Raw genomic sequence first — 20,457 nt, forward strand, 5'->3', positions numbered from 1 at the left:
TATTTCTGATACACCCGGAGAGATTCGAACTCCCGACACCTGGCACCGGAAACCAGTGCTCTATCCCCTGAGCTACGGGTGCATATGTGTGACACGAATTTATTATACATTTGTTTTATTGAAAAAGCAATCCTGTTCATTTACCTTTTTTGAGCGCGAGTGGAGCGGGTTCGTTACAATAGAGAAGAGGGGGGAGAACGATGCAACGGCAAGAACAAAAACAAGTGCAACAGCAACAGATGACGCAAGACCTCGTGCAACGGCTACCGGTGCTCGAGGCGGATCGTCTGGCGCTCATATTTCGTCTTGCACGGCTAGCCCGACATAACGCGAACATCCATCTCGGAAGCGGGGGTGTCGAATGGATCGAGGATGTGGCGAGCGCGTTTGAAGAGAAGCTGTTCACCCAAATTCAAGAAGGGAACGGTAGTGAGAGGGATAAAGAGCTTAGACGAAAGCTCGTCCTCTTGCTCGACCATCGAGGATTATTGCCGGACACGAATGAAGTGTTGGCGGAGCGTCTTCAAGTTGATGTCGCTCAAATCGAACAAGCGAGACAGGCGCTCTTGTTTCTTGAACCGACGGGGATTGGGGCGAGAACAGAAAGAGAGTGTCAATATCGACATGCGATCGAACATGACGACCCTCGTGTCGTCGATGTATTCGACGCAATCGAGAACGGTGTGAGTCATCAACAGATGGCAATCGTACTTGCCGTCTCAGAGGAAGAGCTTGCCGGTCTAGAACGTATTGTAGCGACGCTTCCGAAACGTCCTAGTTTATATGAAGAAACTAGTCAAATTTTTCCGGAAGTCGAGGTGCGCTATGAAGACGAAAAACTCGTCACGACGTGGCTCAGCCCTGAGCTCGATTCGACGCGAGTCGGCAATGACCGTGAGGCGAGATGGTGGATGACATCCCTTGCGATGCGGAATGAGACGTTGCGTGAGATTTGGGGCGTCATCGAATCACGTCAGACGGAATGGCTCAAGGGAAAACTCGTCCTCAACCCGTTGACCCGTCGGACGGTCGCGCACTTGATCGGAAAACATGAATCGACGGTCGGGCGTGCCATCCAAGGGAAATTCGCCAAGACTGAGAACGGGATTATGGAGTGGAGACACTTTTTTGTCCGGTCGACGAGTCATGGTCATTCACCGTTTATGATCAAACGTACGCTCGCTGAACTGATTCAACAAGAGACAGCACCACAAAGTGACCAGACGCTCGCCCATGAGCTGGCACGATACGGTTATCAAGTGACACGTCGGACGGTGACGAACTACCGGGAAGAACTAGGGTTCGGTAACTCACGGGAGCGTGAGCGGCAGTTATGGAAAGGGTGACTCAGATGAAATTGACATTATATAAACGTGAGAATTGCTCGCTTTGTGACGAGGCGGTCGTCATGCTCGAATGGCTTCAAGAAGACTATCCAATTGAAATCGAACAAATTGATATCACAGGGGACGAGGTACTCGAAGAAAAGTATCTCTTCGAAATCCCCGTTCTTATACATGAAGGAGAGGTCATCAGTCAAGGGCGATATGATGACAACAAAGTTGAAGATTTTGTTAAGTATACGCTTACATTGAAAAAAAACGTTTGAAGGGGTTGTCAGACGGAAAAGTGATTGATAAGATGAACTCGTAGCGGTGGGACGCAAATAAAAAAGTGGGACGAAAATTGTCCACACTTAAAGTCGAGGGGGTATGAGCATGATCCAGCAACTGATTCACGTTCAGAAGCAAATTGTCCCTGACCTGCTCGATACGCTCCGACATCGTTACGATATCTTACATTACGTCCGCTTGATGCAGCCAATCGGCCGCAGGACACTCGCAACGAGTTTGGGATTGACCGAACGAGTACTCAGGCGAGAGGTTGACTTTTTGAAAGATCAAGGTCTCCTTTACGTCGCTACTCAAGGAATTTCCCTCAGTGAGACGGGACGAAACGTCTTGCGAGACTTGCATGAGATTATGGGAGAGCTTCTTGGAATCTCAGAAGTGGCAAGAGAGCTTGAAGAGAAGTTAGGGGTTCGCCAAGTCGTCATCGTGCCGGGTGATTCGGATGAAACATTCTGGGTCCAACGCGATATCGGACGGGCAGCGGTCACGCAATTAAAAGCGCGGCTCGCGCCGGATGATAACGTGATCGCGGTAACAGGTGGAACGACGATGGCATCGGTTGCGGCCATGATGTCGCCCGATAAAAAAGAACGCCCGATGCACTTTGTGCCGGCACGTGGAGGTCTGGGAGAAACGCTTGAACTTCAAGCAAACACCGTCTGTTCACGCATGGCGGACCGGGCCCACGCAGACTATCATCTTCTACATATTCCGGATGAAGTATCACAAGAAACGTTCGACCGGATGGTGGAGGAACCTAGCATAAAAAATGTGCTGGAAATGATTAGAGCGGCGCAAATAGTGGTACATGGAATTGGTGAGGCAGAAACGATGGCAAAACGTCGTCACGCATCGCCGGAGCATTTGCGGATGATTGAACGGCATGATGCCGTCGCCGAGGCATTCGGATATTATTTCAATGCTGAAGGTGAAATCGTCCATCGCGTCAAGACGGTTGGGATTCAACTCGAAGAGCTGGATGACATGGATACCGTCATTGCGGTTGCTGGAGGAAAGTCGAAGGCGCAGGCGATCGCCGCTTATGCGAAACACACGTCGAACATCATCCTCGTCACAGACGAAGGTGCGGCGAAAGAATTATTAACTTGTTATTAAAGAGTTGACCCCGTTGGCTCTTCAATAAATAGCTTCTACCCTAAGGAGGAAATTAACATGGCAGTAAAAGTTGGTATTAACGGATTTGGACGTATCGGTCGTTTGGCATTCCGCGAGATCATCAAAAACGAAGGAATCGAAGTTGTTGCAATCAACGACTTGACAGACACGAAGATGCTTGCACACCTTCTCAAATATGACACGACTCAAGGTCGTTTCGATGGAGAAGTTGAAGTACACGACGATCACTTCCTCGTAAACGGAGAGAAAGTTATCACGCTCGCTAACCGTAACCCTGAAGAACTTCCATGGGGAGACCTCGGTGTAGACATCGTTCTCGAATGTACTGGATTCTTCACTTCAAAAGAAAAAGCTGAGCTTCACTTGAAAGCTGGCGCGAAGAAAGTTGTTATCTCGGCTCCTGCTACAGGTGACATGAAAACTGTTGTTTACAACACAAACCACGAAATTCTTGATGGTTCTGAAACAGTCATCTCAGGTGCTTCTTGTACAACAAACTGCTTGGCACCAATGGCTAAAGTTCTTCAAGATCAGTTCGGAATCGTTGAAGGTCTCATGACGACGATTCACGCTTACACTGGTGACCAAAACACGCTTGACGCTCCACACCCTAAAGGTGACTTCCGTCGTGCACGTGCAGCTGCAGCGAACATCGTTCCTAACACAACAGGTGCTGCTAAAGCAATCGGTCTTGTAATTCCTGAACTTCAAGGAAAACTTGACGGTGCTGCACAACGTGTACCAGTTGCTACAGGTTCACTCACTGAACTCGTAACTGTACTCGACAAGCAAGTATCTGTTGACGAAGTAAACGCAGCAATGAAAGCAGCAGCGAACGAGTCATTCGGTTACACTGAAGACCAAATCGTTTCTTCTGACGTCGTTGGTATCGCATACGGTTCACTCTTCGATGCGACTCAAACTAAAGTGATGACAGTTGGCGACAAGCAACTCGTTAAGACGGTTTCTTGGTACGACAACGAAATGTCTTACACTGCACAATTGGTTCGCACAGTTAAGCACTTCGCTAACATCGCGAAGTAAGTTCGTGAACTAAATAGAATCAAATAGGAGCGGAAACAAGAGATTGTTCTCCGCTCTATTTATGAAATAACACGCACGACATATGGAGGCGAAAGTTATGAACAAACAGTCTATTCGTGACATCGATGTAAAAGGGAAACGCGTCTTTTGCCGCGTTGACTTCAACGTTCCACTCAAAGATGGCGTCATCCAAGATGAAACTCGGATCCAAGCCGCACTTCCAACGATCAAGCACTTGCTTGACGGTGGTGCGAAACTTGTCCTTGCGAGCCACCTCGGCCGTCCAAAAGGCGAGAAGAACCCTGAGTTCTCACTTGCTCCGGTAGCAAAGCGTCTCGCTGAGCTCCTCGGAAAAGATGTACCGCTCGTCGAAGAAGCATACGGCCCTGTTGCAGAAGAAGCGGTCGCTAAACTCTCTGAAGGCGATGTCGTCGTTTTAGAGAATGTTCGTTTCTACCCAGGAGAAACGAAAAACGATCCTGAGCTTGCAAAAGGATTTGCAGCACTTGCTGACGTATACGTCAACGACGCATTCGGCGCGGCTCACCGTGCGCACGCTTCAACTGAAGGGGTTGCACACCACGTGGATACAGCCGTTTCGGGTCTCTTGATGGAAAAAGAACTTGAAGTTCTCGGTAAAGCTCTTTCTAACCCGGATCGTCCGTTCACGGCGATTATCGGCGGATCGAAAGTAGCTGACAAGATTGGGGTCATCGACCACCTTCTTGACATCGTTGACACACTCATCATCGGTGGTGGACTCTCGTACACGTTCTCGAAAGCACTCGGGCACGAAGTTGGGAATTCACTCCTTGAAGAGGATAAGCTTGACCTCGCTCGTCAATTCATGAAGAAAGCAGAAGACAAAGGCGTGAAATTCTTGATGCCTGTCGACTGCGTCATCGCGAAAGAATTCGGCGAAGAAACGTATGTCGGCCCAGTCGATATCGACTCGATCCCAGCGGATCACATGGGTCTCGATATCGGACCGAAGACAGTCGAACTTTACGCGGACGCGATTCGCGAATCGAAACTTGTCGTATGGAACGGACCGATGGGCGTATTCGAACTCGATAAATACGCAAACGGAACGAAAGGTGTCGCTCAAGCACTTGCGGACAGCGATGCATACTCAATCATCGGTGGTGGCGACTCAGCCGCTGCGGCAGCCAAGTTTGGTCTTGCTGACAAGATGAGTCACATCTCAACTGGTGGCGGCGCGTCACTCGAATTCATGGAAGGCAAAAAACTTCCAGGTGTCGAGGCGTTGAACGACAAGTAATTTAGAGGAGGGTTATCGATGCGTAAACCGATTATTGCAGGTAACTGGAAAATGAACAAAACACTCTCGGAAGCTGTCGCTTTCGTAGAGGAAGTAAAAAACAACATCCCATCTACTGACAAAGTAGATGCAGCGATTGGTGCTCCGGCACTTTTCCTCGCACCGATGGTAGAAGCAGCTAAAGGGTCAAACTTAATGCTCGGTGCACAAAACATGTACGACAAAGATAGCGGTGCCTACACTGGCGAAATCAGCCCAGTGATGGTCGCTGACCTTGGTGTGACGTACGTCATCCTCGGTCACTCAGAACGTCGCGAGTACTTCGGCGAATCAGATGCGTTCATCAACAGCAAAACGAAAAAAGCGTTTGAACACGGTCTTACGCCAATCGTTTGTGTCGGTGAAACACTCGAGGAGCGCGAAGGCGACAAGTTCGAAGAAGTCATCAAAACACAAGTCGAAGGCGGTCTAGCTGACCTCTCTGCTGACCAAGTCAAACAACTCGTCATTGCGTACGAGCCAGTTTGGGCAATCGGTACAGGTAAATCAGCGGACGAAGCTGACGCACAAAGCTCTTGTAAGTATGTTCGTGACGTTGTGAAAGGTCTTTACGGCGAAGACGTAGCGGCTGCAGTACGCATCCAATACGGTGGATCTGTCAAACCTGAGAACATCAAAGAGTACATGGCACAAGAAGACATCGACGGCGCACTCGTCGGCGGTGCTTCACTTGAAGCCGCTTCGTTCCTCAAATTGTTGGAGGCGATTTAAATGGCTAGACCAGTCGCACTCATCATCTTAGATGGTTTCGGGATGCGTGACGAATCGTTCGGTAACGCGGTCATGGCCGCGGACAAACCGAACTTCGACCGCTACTGGGAGCAGTATCCACATACGCTCTTAAACGCAAAAGGCGAGTACGTCGGTCTTCCAGAAGGACAGATGGGGAACTCGGAAGTCGGTCACTTGAACATCGGTGCCGGCCGGGTCGTCTATCAGTCACTCTCACGCGTCAACAACGCAATCAAAGACCGTTCGTTATTCGATCGTCAAGCGATGAACCATTTGGCAGGACATGTGAAGAAACATGACTCGAGCCTCCACATCATGGGCCTCGTGTCAGATGGCGGGATTCACTCGCACATCAACCACATGTTTGCCATCGTTGAGTTCGCAAAACTACACGGCATCGAAAAAGTGTACATTCACGCGTTCACGGACGGCCGTGACTGTGATCCGAAGTCAGGAGCTGGTTTCCTCAAGGAAACAGAAGAGAAGCTTGCTGAACTCGGTGTCGGTCAAGTCGCTAGCGTGTCTGGTCGCTACTATGCCATGGACCGCGACAACCGTTGGGAGCGCGTCGAGAAAGTATACGACGTTCTTGTAAACGGCAAAGGCGAAGTCGGCACGGACCCAGTCGAGGTTCTCAAGAAGTCTTACGAGAACGATTTGACGGATGAGTTCGTCTTACCGACCGTCATCGAAAAAGATGGCAAGCCGGTCGCGACAATCCAAGACAACGATGCCATCATGTTCTTCAACTTCCGTCCGGACCGGGCGATTCAGTTGTCGAAAGTGTTCAAAGAGAAAGCCGGATTCGAAGGCTTCAAACTCTCTGAAAATCATCCTGAGAACCTTCTCCTCGTTTCGATGACGAAGTACTCGGATGTGATTGACACAGATATCGTCTTCCCACCAGAAGATTTGAAGAACACACTCGGGGAAACACTCTCTGCGCAAGGATACAAGCAACTCCGCGCCGCAGAAACAGAGAAGTACCCACACGTCACGTTCTTCTTGAACGGACAACAAGAGAAGCCGTTCGAAGGTGAGGATCGTCTCCTCGTACCTTCACCGAAAGTCGCGACGTACGATCTTCAACCAGAAATGAGCGCATATGAACTCACAGACGGTTTGCTCGAACGTATCGAGTCGGATGAGTATGATGCATACATCATCAACTTCGCGAACCCGGATATGGTCGGACACTCAGGTAAGCTTGAGCCGACGAAGAAAGCGATCGAAGTGGTCGACGAATGCCTCGGTAAAGTAGTGGACGCATTACTTGCTAAAGGTGGCGCGGCCATCATCACAGCGGACCACGGGAACGCGGACATCGTCACGAACCCAGATGGTTCACCGATGACGGCGCACACGACGGAACCTGTTCCATGTATCGTCACAAAAGAGGGAGTCGAACTGAAACCAGTTCTCGAAGGCGCACTTTGCGACCTCGCCCCAACGCTTCTCGACCTTCTCGGTGGAGAGCAGCCAGCTGAAATGACTGGTTCATCAATCGTTACAAAATAAAACAACTATTTTTCAAACGAAAAGGAGCGATTTTTCATGTCAATGATTACAGAAATTTACGCACGCGAAATTTTAGATTCACGCGGTAACCCATCAGTAGAAGTAGAAGTCTTCACAGAAGACGGCGGTTTCGGCCGTGCCCTCGTCCCATCAGGCGCATCAACAGGTGAGCACGAAGCAGTTGAGCTTCGCGATGGCGACAAGTCACGTTACCTCGGTAAAGGTGTCTTGAAAGCAGTTGCGAACGTGAACGACACGATCGCACCAGAACTCATCGGCTACGATGTATTCGACCAAAACGCACTCGATGCGAAAATGATTGAGCTCGACGGTACGAAAAACAAAGGTAAACTCGGCGCGAACGCGATCCTCGGTGTCTCAATGGCAGCAGCACACGCAGCAGCAGACGAGCTTGGCCTTCCACTTTACACATACCTCGGTGGATTCAACGCGAAGACGCTTCCGACTCCAATGATGAACATCATCAACGGTGGTTCACACGCTGACAACAACGTTGACTTCCAAGAGTTCATGATTATGCCTGTTGGCGCGCCAACGTTCCGTGAAGCGCTCCGCATGGGTGCAGAAGTATTCCACGCCCTCAAATCAGTTCTTTCTGGTATGGGTCTCAACACGGCTGTTGGTGACGAAGGTGGTTTCGCACCAAACTTGAAGTCAAACGAAGAAGCGATCACAGTTATCCTTGAAGCGATCGAAAAAGCTGGTTACAAAGCTGGAGAAGATATCTACCTCGCAATGGACGTTGCGTCTTCAGAATTCTATGACAAGTCAACTGGCAAGTACGAACTCGCTGGTGAAGGCAAAACGATGACAACTGCTGAGCTTGTAGACTTCTACGCTGAGCTCGTCGACAAGTACCCAATCATCTCAATCGAAGACGGTTGCGACGAAAACGACTGGGACGGCTTCAAATTGCTTACTGACAAAATCGGTAGCAAAGTTCAGCTCGTTGGGGATGACCTCTTCGTAACGAACACTGAGAAACTTGCTGAAGGTATCGAAAAAGGAATCTCAAACTCGATCCTCATCAAAGTTAACCAAATCGGTACGCTCACAGAAACATTCGACGCAATCGAAATGGCTAAAAAAGCTGGCTACACAGCAGTTATCTCACACCGTTCTGGTGAAACAGAAGATGCGACAATCGCGGACATCGCTGTTGCGACAAACGCTGGTCAAATCAAAACTGGTTCACTTTCACGTACTGACCGTATCGCGAAATACAACCAACTTCTCCGCATCGAAGACATGCTCGGCGATGTTGCGAAATACGACGGCATCAAGTCGTTCTATAACCTCAAAAAATAATTGATTGTTTTCAGGCTCGCTTCGTGCGGGCCTGTTTTTTTGTGGTTTCTATACTTTAACTTGCGAAATCTACGTTATAGAATTTAGAATCCGAAATTGTATAATGATAATTAAAAAACACACTAATAGACAGAGAACCTGTCAATAGTGTGCCATGTAATATTGAGTGTATTAAGATTTACTACATTCACGACTGCAATAGTAACAGCCATCAAAATTTGTTTTTCCAGTCAACCTTTTAGCTTTTAAGATAGCTTCTTTACAATCTGAGGCTGAGCCTATCTCTTCTAAGTTAAATGGTTTGAAAGAACAGTTAAATGTGTGTACTTCGTGTTTTCCGTTTTGATCAACATTTTTATTGTATCCATACAAAGGCATAAAAGTCACCTCCTTCCAATATTTATAATATCATTAGGAGTAAAAAATACTATTTATATTTCTTTAATTGCCTCAACATAACTAGTTTAGGGTTGTGTAAGTTTGCACAAAATTTGGGTATACTCTCTACATAACGAGTAAAGGAGCCACTGCTTATGACACGAGTACGAAAAGCCATCATCCCAGCCGCCGGTCTCGGCACCCGCTTCCTTCCTGCCACGAAAGCCATGCCAAAAGAAATGTTGCCGATTGTCAACAAGCCGACGATCCAGTTCATCGTCGAGGAGGCCGTCGCCTCAGGGATTGAGGACATCATCATCGTCACAGGTAAGAATAAACGGGCGATTGAAGACCACTTCGACCGTGCGCTCGAATTGGAGCAGAACCTCGAATCGAAAGGGAAGACCCGCTTGCTCGAATCGGTCCGTCACTCCTCGAACTTGGCGAACATTCACTACATACGCCAACAGGAGCCAAAAGGTCTCGGTCACGCGATTTGGTGCGCCCGAAAGTTTATCGGGGATGAGCCGTTCGCTGTCTTACTCGGAGACGATATCATCGAATCCGACGTACCGGCTACGAAGCAATTGATTGATCAATATGAGGAGCATGAACGTTCCATCATCGGGGTACAGCGTGTCCCGTATGAAATGACGAACCGATATGGTATAATTGACCCGCTTGCCGTCGAAGGGAAGCTCATCCCGGTGAGGACGTTCGTCGAGAAGCCGCCCGTCGATGAGGCCCCGTCTAACTTCGCCATCCTCGGTCGATACATCTTGAAACCGGACGTCTTCGAGGCGCTATCGGGGCAAGAAGCAGGTGCCGGAGGCGAGATACAATTGACGGATGCGATTGCACGCTTGAATGAGGCAGAAACGGTCTTCGCTTATGAATTTGATGGTCGACGCTATGATGTCGGAGAGCCAATCGGGTTCGTCGAAACGACGATTTGCCATGCACTCAGCGATCCTGATTTAAAAGATGACGTCCACGCCTTATTGAAACGGCTCGTGGACGAACTTGATCAACAGTAAGGTGTGTTATTTTTGAAAACAATGCTCATGGTGTGCCAAAACTATTATCCGGAAATCGGCAGTGCCGGTAACCGGATGCAAAACATTACGCATTTGATGAAACAGCGCGGGTATGAAGTCGAGGTCGTTACCGCCTCCCCTTCGTACCCGAGCTTTGATATGTATCAGGACGACCGTTTCTGGAACGACCGCGAGCTGAACGACCAGCCGTTCATCAAACGACTCGTCACGAAGAAACGGAAACATACGTCCAATATGGTCAGCCGTCTCTTTTTATTCCTCGAACAGATGGTAAAAGGGATTGGAGCCGTTCGCCAGTTAAAGTTGAAGCCTGACGTCGTGTTTGCGACGACCCCTTCTTTTTTTATGGCGTTTGTCGGAGTATATGCGAAGCGAAAGTATCGCGTCCCACTTATTCTAGACGTTCGCGACCTTTGGCCGGAATCGGTAAAAGGGGTCGGGGTATTCAAACATGACTGGGTGCTCGCGCCAGCGTTTTGGCTCGAGAAGCGATTGTATCGTTCCGCAGATGAAGTGATCATCAACTCGGAAGGATTCCGCAGCTATCTTCGTCAGCGCGGTGTCCCGAATGAGATAATCCACTATATGCCGAACTCGATTCGGGAAGCGGAGCGCACGCTCGAGCGGACGATTCCACCGGACGACCGGATGGAGATTTTATACGCCGGAAATATGGGTCTTGCCCAGGACGTGTCTCTGTTGCTCGAACTCGCCGAACGGTTCCGGGACGAGCCACGGGTTCATTTCAAATTGATTGGCTACGGATATCGGAAAGAAGAGTTGAAGCAGACGATTAAAGATCGCGGCTTCCGAAACTTCTTGTTCCTCGAGGCGATGCCAAGGACGGAGGCGTTCCAGGCGATTAAAAATGCAGATGTCGCGTTCGTCAGCCTGATCGAGCAAGAAGTATTCGATACGGTCATCCCTGGGAAACTGATCGACTATATGGCGGTCGGCAAACCGATTGTCGCAGCAGTGTCAGGCCATGCGGCGAATGTCATTGAAGCGGCGGAAGTCGGCTACGTGTCACGGAAGCGTGACATCGATGAGATCGAACGGATTCTACGGAAGCTCCTCGACCGACCAGACCTTCGAGAGGTACTCGGGGCAAACGGGATTCGTTACGTCAAAGAGAATTTATGTTGGGAAGAGAATATCGACGTGCTAGATCAAGTCGTACAACAGTTAGTGATGGAGGAAAGACAATGAAGTCAGTATGTATGTTTGTATGGAACCATTTTACGAATGATGCGCGCGTCCTTCGTGAGTGCTCAGCACTTGCCGAGGCAGGTTATGAAGTCGATTTGATTGCGCTTCAAGATCCTAAAAATAAAGAGCTTCCAAAAGAAGAGATGCGTCCGGAAGGCTTCCGTGTTATCCGCGTGAAGCGACAACCCTCGATTCTCGTCAATGCGCTCAAATTCGCGAAGAAGACATACCAATGGGTGAGCGAGAAGCAGACCCGCCAGATTGGTGCTGGGCTCGTCGGTGCCGGGTTGGTCTTACTCGCGCCGTTCACGATGCTCGCGCTCGGTGCAGCCGTCGGAACGGTCTTGTTACCACAAGTACGTAAGCAAATCGTCAACGCGAGTGCGATGCTCGAGATGGTGTTCGCTTCGACGAAAAAATCGTATGACTTTTACCATGCTAATGATTTGAACACACTCCCGCAGGCACTCCTCGCTGGAAAAGTGTTCAACAAAGGCAGAATCGTCTATGATTCGCACGAAGTACAGACGGACCGTACCGGCTACGGCTACATTCAAAGTAACCTCGAAGGATGGCTCTTGCCGTTCGTCGATACGATGATGGTCGAGAACCATACACGTGCGGCACATAACGAAGAGTTGTACGGGTTCTATCCGTATGTGCTCCACAACTATCCGTTTTATCGTCCGCTCGACTTCTCGCTTCGTAAGGATTTGCATGCACTCCTCGATTTGCCGAAAGACGAGAAGATCCTCTTATACCAAGGTGGGGTTCAAGCCGGACGCGGCCTCGAACAGCTCGTGCTCGCGGCGAAAGACTTCAAAGAAGGTACGCTCGTCATGATCGGGGACGGGAAGCTCAAACCGACGATTCAACAGTTGATTGAGACGGAAGGGGTCGGCGACCGCGTCAAGATGATTGACAAAGTACCGGTCGAAGCGTTACCTTACTATACGATGAACGCCTACTTAGGCTTCCAAGTATTGAACAACGTCTGCTTCAACCATTACTCGGCCTCATCTAATAAATTGTTTGAGTATTTGATGGCTGAAGTACCGGTCGTCTCATGTGACTTCCCTGAAATCGAACGGGTCGTTGCGGGAAATGACGTCGGGGTGCTCGTCGATTCGCATGATCCACAATCGATTGCGGACGGCGTCAACCGATTGATTGAAGATCAAGCACTCTACGCGCGTGTCAAAGAGAACACGAAGACCGCGCGTGAGAAATATAACTGGGATTTGGAAAAAGAGGCACTCTTGAACGTCTACGCAAATGCAGCGGAGCGCAAGTTGCCGATTATGAAAGACGGTGCGCCAAAGCCAGTACAATCTTAAGACTGCGGCTTTTGCCGCGGTCTTTTTTATGTGGAAGGAGGACATGTATGAAACGTCAACAGCAACATCTATTGCGCCAACAAGTATGGCGCAAGCTACAAACCATCTCGGTGAAGGACATCGCCTGGATCATCGCGGGCTCATTCATTCTCTCGTTCGGGGTCAACTACTTCACCGTACCGAACGATTTCTCGGAAGGTGGCCTGCTCGGGGTCACGATCATCTTGTACTACGTGTTCGGCTGGGACCTCGGGCTCACGTCGATCATCGGGAACGGGATTCTCTTTATCATCGGCTATAAGCTGCTTGACCGCCGGACAATGGTCTATTCGGTCATCGCGGTCGTCGCGACGTCGTTCTTTCTCAGTCTGACGCATAACTGGGGCAGCCCGGCTGAGGACAAACTGCTCGCGGCCGTCTATGCCGGGATCATGATCGGGGTCGGGATCGGCATGGTGCTCCGTGTCGGCGGTACGACCGGCGGGGGTGTCATCATCGCCCGTCTCATGGAGCGCTATCTCCATTTGAGCGTCGCCGTCTCGATGTTCATCATCGACGCGATCGTCGTCGCGACATCCGGCTTCTTCTTAGGGGAGCAGGTCGTCCTGTATACGCTCATCGCCATCATCATCGGCTCATGGGTCATCGACCTCGTCGCGGAAGGACTCAACATCCGCAAGGCCGTCACGATCATCAGTGACAAACATGAAGAGCTCGCCGTCGTCTTGACGGAAACGCTTGGCCGCTCGGCAACGATTATCCATGGACATGGCTACTATACGAAGCAAGATAAGAACATGTTGTATATGATCGTCGACAAACGTCAGATCGCGCCGCTCAAAAAAATCGTCCAAGTGACGGACGACCGGGCCTTCGTCGTCATCCACCAAGTGAAGGAAGTCATCGGGGAAGGATTCAGTTACCCGTCCCGATAATTTGAATGCTGGTGTTTTATTGATAACTTCTATATAATAAAAGGCGTGTAAATAGAAGGAGGAACTGACTACTATGCAAACGATCGCTACAATCAGCCTACTTGTCGTGGCTGTCTTATTGATTGTCGTCGTACTGCTCATGTCAGGTCGGTCGCAAGGTCTTGGAGCGATTGCAGGTGGCGCGGAGCAGTTGTTCGGACGCCAGAAAGCACGCGGCTTCGATGCTGTTTTGAACCGAACTGCAGCTGTACTAGGCACTTTGTTTTTCATTTTAGGATTACTAGTCGCATCATTATGATGATAAGGCTGATCGTTCTCGATTTTCACGTGAGGCGGTCAGCCTTTGTTTTTTCGATTTATTTTTGGGGAATAATGTAGATACGAGGAGATGACGTACGAAATGAAAGTAACAGCACCAAAACCGTTCTTCTTCGAGGGCGGAAAACGTGCCGTGTTGATGTTACATGGCTTCACTGGATCGAGCGCGGATGTCCGCATGCTCGGTCGCTTCCTTCAAAAAGAAGGATACACATGTATGGGACCGATCTATCGTGGTCATGCCGTCCCACCGGAAGAATTACTCCAATATGGACCGAAAGACTGGTGGGAAGACGTCTTGAACGCTTACCAGACACTCGTCGACAAAGGCCATGAGGAAATCGTCGTCTGCGGACTCTCGCTAGGTGGCGTGATGTCGCTTCGTCTCGCCGAGGAGAAAGACGTCAAGGCGGTCATCCCGATGTGCGCGCCGACGGGAATCGATGCCGAGGACCGCTTGTATAAAGGAGTCCAGGCATATGCCCGAGAATATAAGGGTAGAGAAGAAAAGTCGCCGGAACAGATCGAGCAGGAGATGGCAGAGTTCAAACCGATGCCGACGCTAAAAGACCTCCGTGCCTTCGTCCGCGACACGGCGTCGAAGCTCGAGGACATCTTCGTCCCGACACTCGTCGTCCAAGGCGCCAAAGACAACATGATTGACCCGGAATCGGCGAATCAGATTTACGAGGCGGTCAACACGTTCCAAAAAGAGTTGCTCATCTATGAGGACTCGGGACATGTGATCACGCTCGACAAAGAAAAAGAGAAACTGCACCAGGACGTGCTCGATTTTCTCGAAACGTTAGACTGGTCAGTCTAAGAAGGAGGTGTCACGTTGAATTTACGTGACCAATTACTAGAGATTTTACAGGCGAGCGAGAAACCGCTCTCTGTCGATCAACTGACCGAGCGACTACAGCTCGCGTCGACGGATGACTTCAAAGAGCTCATCCGCACATTGAATGCCCTCGAGGAAGAGGGTGCCATCGGCCGGACGCGGACGAACCGTTACGGGACGCTCGCCGTACTCGGCCAAGTCGCGGGGATCATCTCGATCCACCAGCGCGGCTTCGGCTTCTTGTCGGTTGAAGGGGAAGCGGAAGACGTGTTCTTGCCGCCCGACCAACTGAAGGACGTCTATCATGGCGATACGATCCTCGTCAAAAAGCGCGAGGACAATCGTGGCAAGACAGAAGGAATTTTATTAAAAGTTTTGAAGCGCGGACTTTCCGAGTTCGTCGGGACGTATACACTCCCGAGCGGTCGACTCGACCAGTTCGCCTTCATCGAGCCGGATGACAAACGCATCAACTTCTGGCCGGTCGTCAACCCGGACAAGTCACTCGGTGCCGTCGACGGACATAAAGTCGTCGTGCGCATCACGAAGTATCCGGACGGACGCTTCGCCGGTGCCTGTGACGTCGTCCGCATCATCGGGCATAAGAACGATCCGGGCGTCGACATCTTGTCGATCGTCTATAAGCATGGCATCCCGACGGAGTTCCCGGAGGACGTGATCTCTCAGGCGAATGCGGTGCCGGACGAGGCGGACGAGAAAGACTTCATCGGACGCGTCGACCTTCGTGACGAGACGATCTTCACGATTGACGGCGAAGATGCGAAAGATTTGGACGATGCCGTCCACGTCAAAAAACTCGATAACGGCAACTACGAGCTCGGTGTCCATATCGCCGACGTTTCGCATTACGTGAAAGAGGGCTCACCGCTCGACGTCGAGGCGTTCGAGCGCGGGACGAGTGTCTATCTCGTCGACCGCGTCATTCCGATGATTCCGCACCGACTCTCGAACGGGATCTGTTCCCTCAACCCGCACGTCAACCGCTTGACGCTCAGCTGCGTCATGGAGATCTCCCCGCAAAACGGGAAGGTCGTTCGCCATGACTTGTTCCCGAGTGTCATCAAGACGACGGAGCGGATGACGTATACGAATGTCCGTGAGATCATCGAGCGCGATGACGAAGAGACGTTGAAAAAGTACGAGCCGTTCATCGGTGAGTTCGACCTCATGGCCGAGCTCGCGGAAGTGCTTCGGAAACGCCGTAACTCGCGCGGTGCCATCAACTTCGATTTCGCCGAGGCGAAAGTCGTCGTCAACGAGGAAGGGAAGCCGGCAGATATCGTGCTTCGTCCACGTTCGGTCGCCGAGAAGTTGATCGAGGAGTTCATGCTCGCGGCCAACGAGACGGTCGCGGAACACTTCCACAAGATGGACGTGCCGTTCATCTATCGTGTCCACGACAATCCGAAACCGGACAAGCTCGACTTCTTCTTCGACTTCGTCGCAAACTTTGGCGTTCACATCGAACGCATCAAAGGGCAGACAGTCGAACCGAAGACGCTTCAAAAGATTTTGAAGGCAATCGACGGGGAACCGGAAGAGCCGGTCATCAGCACGATCATGCTTCGCTCGATGCAACAGGCGAAATATGATGACGTCTCGCTCGGTCACTTCGGACTCGCGACAGACTTCTATACGCACTTCACGTCACCGATCCGTCGTTATCCGGACTTGATTGTCCACCGTCTCATGCGCACGTACGTCTTCAACAATGATTTGTCGGAGAAGACGATTGCGAAGTACGAGGACCGTCTCGGGGCGATCGCTGAACAGGCATCGAAACGGGAACGTCGCTCGGTCGACGCAGAGCGCGAGACACAGGCACTCAAAAAAGCCGAATACATGGAAGCCCATCTCGGTGAAGAGTTCGATGGTGTCGTCGCTGGCGTCACGAATTTCGGGATGTTCATCGAGCTTCCGAATACGATTGAAGGGCTTGTCCGTCTCCAGTCGATGGATGACTACTATCACTTCGATGAGTCACAGCTCATGCTCCTCGGGGAGCGGACGAAACGTCAGTTCCGTATCGGGGACGCCGTCCGTGTCAAAGTCGACGCCGTCAACTTAGACGAGCGGACGATCGATTTCACGGTCGTCGGCATGCCGAAACGAGAACCGTCGACGCGTCGCCAACCGACGACGATCAAAGCGAAAGGCGGTCGTCCGAAGAAGGACGAGAAAGACCGTCGTGGCGGTCGCGGTCGGGACGACAAGAAGAAGCGCGGCAAACCAGGAAGACCCGGCAAGCCGGGTAAACCAGGCGAGAAACCGAAGCGAGACGGGGAGAAGTCATCCCAAGGCCGTTCGGCACTCGACCTGAAGAATAAAGACAAGCACAAACGAAAAGGCGACGCTAAACGAGGTGCGAAGAAGCGTCGCTGACGGGGAAGGGCTCGTCCCTTCCTCCGTATCTTGTAGATAAAGGACTGAATGTGTATGGCCAAGAAGAAAGATTCGAACGCACTCGCCCAAAACCGCAAGGCGTCCTTCGATTACGCGATCGAAGATACGATTGAGGCAGGCATGGTGCTCACAGGGACGGAGATCAAGTCGGTCCGTCAATCGAAGATCAACATCGCGGATGCGTACGTCCGATTCGACGGGGGCGAGGCGACACTTCACAACTGTCATATCAGCCCGTTCGAACAAGGGAACCGCTTCAACCATGACCCACTCCGCGTCCGGAAGCTATTGTTGCATAAGAAGCAGATCAATCAGCTCATTGGAGCATCAGGGCGTGACGGCTACACGATCATCCCGCTCAAAGTGTATATCAAGAATGGGGTCGCGAAGTGCCTGCTCGGTGTCGGAAAAGGGAAGAAGAAGTACGACAAACGTGAGGACTTGAAGAAGAAAGACGCGAAGCGTGACGTCGACCGTGCGATGCGCGATCGGCAAAAATACTGACAACGAATCCTAATTGTGGTATATTAAATAGAGTACCAATTACCACCCCGGGGACGTTATGGATTCGACGGGGGTAGGTCGGTCGTATGTTGCGTGTCGAGGGGTCGGCCTCGTTAAAACGCAAACGCCTATAACTGGCAAAACTAACACACAACTCGCAGCAGCCTAAGTGCCCTGCGGATCCTGACATCCATCGCTTGTGTGGATGACTTTCAGGGTCTCAAACTAAGCAAGCTACGCTTCAACCTCGCCGTCTGAGGGCGCGAAGAAGAGATGAAACAGACTGGATGCGACGACGCCTGTTTATCGGCAGTGTCACATCGAGATTCAATAGATAAACTACACACGTAGAAGCATACGTTACGATGCCTTCGGACGCGGGTTCGACTCCCGCCGTCTCCATTTTGAAGCAGTCTGTAACGACTGCGATTCAATGATTTTCATGGAAGACCTTCTAATTTCATTGAGATTAGAAGGTCTTTGCTTTTGATTGAAGCCATAAAGAAAGGAAGGTGAAGAGCATGGGGAAATATCAATTGGATACGAAAAGCAAAGTAGCTGCGGCGAAGTACCAAGACGGGAAAAAGCCGACTGTTTCAAACAAGAAAGAAAGATTGAACCAGCTTCGTGAGGCGTATTTGCAGAAGCAACAAGATAAGAAGTGATCTGGTGAACGATTGGGTAATTTAGCGACTTCAGATGTTCTGTTATAAGAAGTTTGAGCTAAATGAAGAGGGCCATCCGTGCGTATGTTATGCATGGGTGGCCTTCTTGTTGTTTCTCCGTTTTCTAATCTGATACGAGTCGATTCTCACAATAAGTTGAAAAATAAGCAACGATTTTATCATTTCCATGTTGGAATATGAACAACTCGAGTGCGATTAAAAAGTACCAATCACATGTGTGTCGAACCGCATGAGCCAGCTCATTTATTTTAAAAACAGGTTGCGATTCACGAGACATCTACTTTGAATGTGTAGTGCAAAATAGGAGTGGTTCTTACGCAATGTTGGTGAACGATGACGAGCGACCCGCTGAAGGTGGTCGCTCATTTTTTTGCAATATCAGTGAGCACAACTCGGATCGGGATTACGACAAAGCACCCGAATCCTGAGCAAGTCAAAACTTCCCCTTCCATACATGAGTCGCTTCAACATCTTTAGACGGTTGACGTTCCCTTCCACGTAACCGTTGCTTTCTTCAAACCGACAAGCCGCCAGAATCACCTCTATATTTTGTTTGAGTCGACCCACGAAGCGCTTCAATCCGGGATGTGATGTGACCTGTGGATTGGTGATCAATGCAAGGAGATGTTCCACGTCCCGTTCCCGAATCGCCTCCCTAAATCCTTGGATGAAACAGAACGGGATGACCAGGTCTTCGCAACGGACCAACAGGTACGAGACATCGATGGCATCATCCGGCCTGCTCAGAGGCCATTGCCAGAGTAAGCGACAGACGTCCTTGCGTGATATAAAGACCTGGGGTTCGGGAAGACCCTCCCTCCGAGCGTCACGTGAACGGTAACGGACCGCGCCAAACGAACCTCTGTAACCTAATTGCCTCAGATAAGCATCCGTTTCCTGGAGTGTGAACCGATTTCGGACACATTCCCTCAAATGTGGCATGAAACGATCAATCAAGTGAGGCTTTTGTCGTTTCGGCGGGGAGGGTTCGTAAGCCGGATCACTGTATTTTTTGACAGTCCTCCAATTCAAGCCGAGTATCTGGGCGATCGCATTCAGACTCATCCCTTGGCGGTGCATGCTTTGAACCCTTTCGACCAGCGGTCGTTTCGTTTCTTGCCGAGGTTCGGTCGGGTGTTGCGGTTTCAAACCGTACGATACAGCACCTTCCGGATTTATAGGGATTCGAGAGGGGAGGACGCGTTGGCATATCGAGTTGAGGCATCGCCACAGGTTGTCTACGAGGTGGAATCGGTCGCTCACCACTACGACGCCCTGGCTGAGCAACGCTTCTTGATAGGCCGGGAAGCGATCGACCGATGCGCGGACAGGTCCTTTCTCCATATTCACAAGCCAATCCGTCAAAGCGTCAGCTTCGCGGGTCCGGAGCAGGTCGATGGGGCGATGGGTCGTTGCGTCACAGATGATAGTCCCGTACCGATGCCCTTTTTTGAAGGCGAAGTCATCAATGCCGATCACCTCGGCACAGGATCTCGGGATGGGCACCCGTCGTAACACCCTGAGCAGCGTGTCGTGACTGATGCGAAAACCCAGGACAGCAGTGACACGCTCGGCTTCCTTCGCACTCATGGCCAACATCAAAGTGGACAACACGCGCTCCGTACGGAGCGTTCTCCGCGAATGAGAAAGAGCCCACGGCAATCGCTCTGTAAAGATGGAACGTGGGCATCCAGAGTTGTCGCAGAACCATTTCGGGACTTGAACGTGCAATCGGAGCACTTGATGCATTCCTGAGAAGTCTTTTAGCCGCCGTGTCGCGAAACTGTGACGTCGGTGACAAGACCGACCGCAGTCTGGACAACATCCACCGCTGGAAACGAGACGAGCGGAAAAGTGTCTCACCCCATCGTGTGAGTGAGCACTCGTGACGCGCAGTCGATCATCCAAGAATTCTAACTCGTTCATGGGAATCAATCCTTTTTGATTTTATTCCCATAATGTTAGCATCACTACCTCACTAACATTGCGTAAGAACCACATTTGTATTGCAAAATACTCTTTGAAGCCATAACG

At 50.6% G+C, this 20,457-nt stretch carries 19 protein-coding genes, 1 tRNA gene and 1 other RNA gene; 18 read left to right on the plus strand and 3 right to left on the minus strand.

Annotated elements, in window-relative coordinates; all coding sequences use genetic code 11:
• Positions 1-9: 9 nt before the first annotated feature.
• Positions 10-82: transfer RNA gene (locus P400_RS0106645), tRNA-Arg, on the minus strand.
• A 118-nt stretch (positions 83-200) separates the two neighbouring features.
• On the opposite strand from P400_RS0106645, the gene P400_RS0106650 reads away from it, so the two are divergent.
• From P400_RS0106650 to eno, 8 genes are all read left to right on the plus strand, one after another.
• Positions 201-1,346 (plus strand): RNA polymerase factor sigma-54, encoded by a 1,146-nt coding sequence (locus P400_RS0106650; RefSeq protein ID WP_026825439.1) that lies wholly within the window; start codon positions 201-203, stop codon positions 1,344-1,346.
• A 5-nt stretch (positions 1,347-1,351) separates the two neighbouring features.
• On the plus strand, positions 1,352-1,609 hold the full coding sequence (locus P400_RS0106655) for a glutaredoxin family protein (protein ID WP_034770922.1): 258 nt from the start codon (positions 1,352-1,354) through the stop codon (positions 1,607-1,609).
• Positions 1,610-1,721: 112 nt separating this feature from the next.
• Positions 1,722-2,747 (plus strand): sugar-binding transcriptional regulator, encoded by a 1,026-nt coding sequence (locus P400_RS0106660; RefSeq protein ID WP_026825441.1) that lies wholly within the window; start codon positions 1,722-1,724, stop codon positions 2,745-2,747.
• Positions 2,748-2,804: 57 nt separating this feature from the next.
• On the plus strand, positions 2,805-3,812 hold the full coding sequence (gene gap, locus P400_RS0106665) for a type I glyceraldehyde-3-phosphate dehydrogenase (RefSeq protein ID WP_026825442.1): 1,008 nt from the start codon (positions 2,805-2,807) through the stop codon (positions 3,810-3,812).
• A 97-nt stretch (positions 3,813-3,909) separates the two neighbouring features.
• The gene (locus tag P400_RS0106670; RefSeq protein WP_026825443.1) at positions 3,910-5,094 is read left to right on the plus strand and encodes a phosphoglycerate kinase; all 1,185 of its coding nucleotides are present in this window, start codon (positions 3,910-3,912) and stop codon (positions 5,092-5,094) included.
• A gap of 18 nt (positions 5,095-5,112) precedes the next feature.
• Entirely contained in the window at positions 5,113-5,865 is a 753-nt protein-coding gene (gene tpiA, locus P400_RS0106675) for a triose-phosphate isomerase (protein WP_026825444.1), read from the plus strand.
• On the plus strand, positions 5,866-7,404 hold the full coding sequence (gpmI, locus tag P400_RS0106680; protein ID WP_026825445.1) for a 2,3-bisphosphoglycerate-independent phosphoglycerate mutase: 1,539 nt from the start codon (positions 5,866-5,868) through the stop codon (positions 7,402-7,404).
• Between the two features lie 36 nt (positions 7,405-7,440).
• On the plus strand, positions 7,441-8,733 hold the full coding sequence (eno, locus tag P400_RS0106685; RefSeq protein ID WP_026825446.1) for a phosphopyruvate hydratase: 1,293 nt from the start codon (positions 7,441-7,443) through the stop codon (positions 8,731-8,733).
• A gap of 171 nt (positions 8,734-8,904) precedes the next feature.
• Here eno and P400_RS0106690 read toward each other — a convergent pair whose 3' ends face one another.
• A complete protein-coding gene (locus P400_RS0106690; RefSeq protein ID WP_026825447.1) occupies positions 8,905-9,111 on the minus strand; it encodes a hypothetical protein in 207 nt (68 codons plus the stop codon).
• Positions 9,112-9,266: 155 nt separating this feature from the next.
• On the opposite strand from P400_RS0106690, the gene galU reads away from it, so the two are divergent.
• The 10 genes from galU (at position 9,267) to P400_RS0106735 (ending at position 18,402) form a co-directional block, all read left to right on the plus strand.
• Positions 9,267-10,148, plus strand: a complete 882-nt coding sequence (galU, locus tag P400_RS0106695) for a UTP--glucose-1-phosphate uridylyltransferase GalU (RefSeq protein ID WP_026825448.1) — start codon at positions 9,267-9,269, stop codon at positions 10,146-10,148.
• Between the two features lie 21 nt (positions 10,149-10,169).
• A complete protein-coding gene (locus tag P400_RS0106700) occupies positions 10,170-11,378 on the plus strand; it encodes a glycosyltransferase family 4 protein (RefSeq protein WP_034771416.1) in 1,209 nt (402 codons plus the stop codon).
• Positions 11,375-12,715 carry a glycosyltransferase gene (locus P400_RS15025; protein WP_034770925.1) on the plus strand — a complete coding sequence of 447 codons (1,341 nt, stop codon included), beginning with the start codon at positions 11,375-11,377 and terminating at the stop codon, positions 12,713-12,715. Before P400_RS0106700 ends, P400_RS15025 begins: the two co-directional genes overlap by 4 nt.
• 47 nt (positions 12,716-12,762) lie before the next feature.
• Positions 12,763-13,650, plus strand: coding sequence for a YitT family protein (locus tag P400_RS0106710; protein ID WP_051545959.1), 888 nt, complete (start codon positions 12,763-12,765; stop codon positions 13,648-13,650).
• A gap of 73 nt (positions 13,651-13,723) precedes the next feature.
• Positions 13,724-13,948 carry a preprotein translocase subunit SecG gene (gene secG, locus P400_RS0106715; protein ID WP_012726902.1) on the plus strand — a complete coding sequence of 75 codons (225 nt, stop codon included), beginning with the start codon at positions 13,724-13,726 and terminating at the stop codon, positions 13,946-13,948.
• Between the two features lie 90 nt (positions 13,949-14,038).
• A complete protein-coding gene (locus P400_RS0106720) occupies positions 14,039-14,791 on the plus strand; it encodes an alpha/beta hydrolase (protein ID WP_371742748.1) in 753 nt (250 codons plus the stop codon).
• A gap of 15 nt (positions 14,792-14,806) precedes the next feature.
• Complete coding sequence (gene rnr / locus P400_RS0106725) at positions 14,807-17,212, plus strand: ribonuclease R (protein WP_026825452.1); 2,406 nt, start codon at positions 14,807-14,809, stop codon at positions 17,210-17,212.
• Between the two features lie 54 nt (positions 17,213-17,266).
• Entirely contained in the window at positions 17,267-17,737 is a 471-nt protein-coding gene (gene smpB / locus P400_RS0106730; protein WP_026825453.1) for an SsrA-binding protein SmpB, read from the plus strand.
• A 49-nt stretch (positions 17,738-17,786) separates the two neighbouring features.
• Positions 17,787-18,142, plus strand: a transfer-messenger RNA (tmRNA) gene (ssrA, locus tag P400_RS15515).
• Positions 18,143-18,258: 116 nt separating this feature from the next.
• Entirely contained in the window at positions 18,259-18,402 is a 144-nt protein-coding gene (locus tag P400_RS0106735; RefSeq protein ID WP_026825454.1) for a hypothetical protein, read from the plus strand.
• A gap of 399 nt (positions 18,403-18,801) precedes the next feature.
• On the opposite strand, the gene P400_RS0106740 is transcribed toward P400_RS0106735, so the two are convergent.
• Positions 18,802-20,349, minus strand: a complete 1,548-nt coding sequence (locus P400_RS0106740; RefSeq protein WP_084483580.1) for a transposase — start codon at positions 20,347-20,349, stop codon at positions 18,802-18,804.
• Positions 20,350-20,457: the final 108 nt, after the last annotated feature.

The sequence above is a fragment of the Exiguobacterium marinum DSM 16307 genome (genome assembly GCF_000620845.1).
GTDB lineage: Bacteria > Bacillota > Bacilli > Exiguobacteriales > Exiguobacteriaceae > Exiguobacterium > Exiguobacterium marinum.

Excerpts from the sequence above, each read along its gene's own strand:
- P400_RS15025 (WP_034770925.1), top strand. The coding sequence starts at position 11,375 with ATGAAGTCAGTATGTATGTTTGTATGGAACCATTTTACGAATGATGCG.
- P400_RS0106690 (WP_026825447.1), bottom strand. The coding sequence starts at position 9,111 with ATGCCTTTGTATGGATACAATAAAAATGTTGATCAAAACGGAAAACAC.
- gpmI (WP_026825445.1), top strand. The coding sequence starts at position 5,866 with ATGGCTAGACCAGTCGCACTCATCATCTTAGATGGTTTCGGGATGCGT.
- tpiA (WP_026825444.1), top strand. The coding sequence starts at position 5,113 with ATGCGTAAACCGATTATTGCAGGTAACTGGAAAATGAACAAAACACTC.
- P400_RS0106710 (WP_051545959.1), top strand. The coding sequence starts at position 12,763 with ATGAAACGTCAACAGCAACATCTATTGCGCCAACAAGTATGGCGCAAG.
- P400_RS0106735 (WP_026825454.1), top strand. The coding sequence starts at position 18,259 with ATGGGGAAATATCAATTGGATACGAAAAGCAAAGTAGCTGCGGCGAAG.
- galU (WP_026825448.1), top strand. The coding sequence starts at position 9,267 with ATGACACGAGTACGAAAAGCCATCATCCCAGCCGCCGGTCTCGGCACC.
- gap (WP_026825442.1), top strand. The coding sequence starts at position 2,805 with ATGGCAGTAAAAGTTGGTATTAACGGATTTGGACGTATCGGTCGTTTG.
- smpB (WP_026825453.1), top strand. The coding sequence starts at position 17,267 with ATGGCCAAGAAGAAAGATTCGAACGCACTCGCCCAAAACCGCAAGGCG.
- P400_RS0106740 (WP_084483580.1), bottom strand. The coding sequence starts at position 20,349 with ATGAACGAGTTAGAATTCTTGGATGATCGACTGCGCGTCACGAGTGCT.
- secG (WP_012726902.1), top strand. The coding sequence starts at position 13,724 with ATGCAAACGATCGCTACAATCAGCCTACTTGTCGTGGCTGTCTTATTG.
- eno (WP_026825446.1), top strand. The coding sequence starts at position 7,441 with ATGTCAATGATTACAGAAATTTACGCACGCGAAATTTTAGATTCACGC.
- P400_RS0106720 (WP_371742748.1), top strand. The coding sequence starts at position 14,039 with ATGACGTACGAAATGAAAGTAACAGCACCAAAACCGTTCTTCTTCGAG.
- P400_RS0106655 (WP_034770922.1), top strand. The coding sequence starts at position 1,352 with ATGAAATTGACATTATATAAACGTGAGAATTGCTCGCTTTGTGACGAG.
- P400_RS0106700 (WP_034771416.1), top strand. The coding sequence starts at position 10,170 with ATGCTCATGGTGTGCCAAAACTATTATCCGGAAATCGGCAGTGCCGGT.
- P400_RS0106670 (WP_026825443.1), top strand. The coding sequence starts at position 3,910 with ATGAACAAACAGTCTATTCGTGACATCGATGTAAAAGGGAAACGCGTC.
- P400_RS0106650 (WP_026825439.1), top strand. The coding sequence starts at position 201 with ATGCAACGGCAAGAACAAAAACAAGTGCAACAGCAACAGATGACGCAA.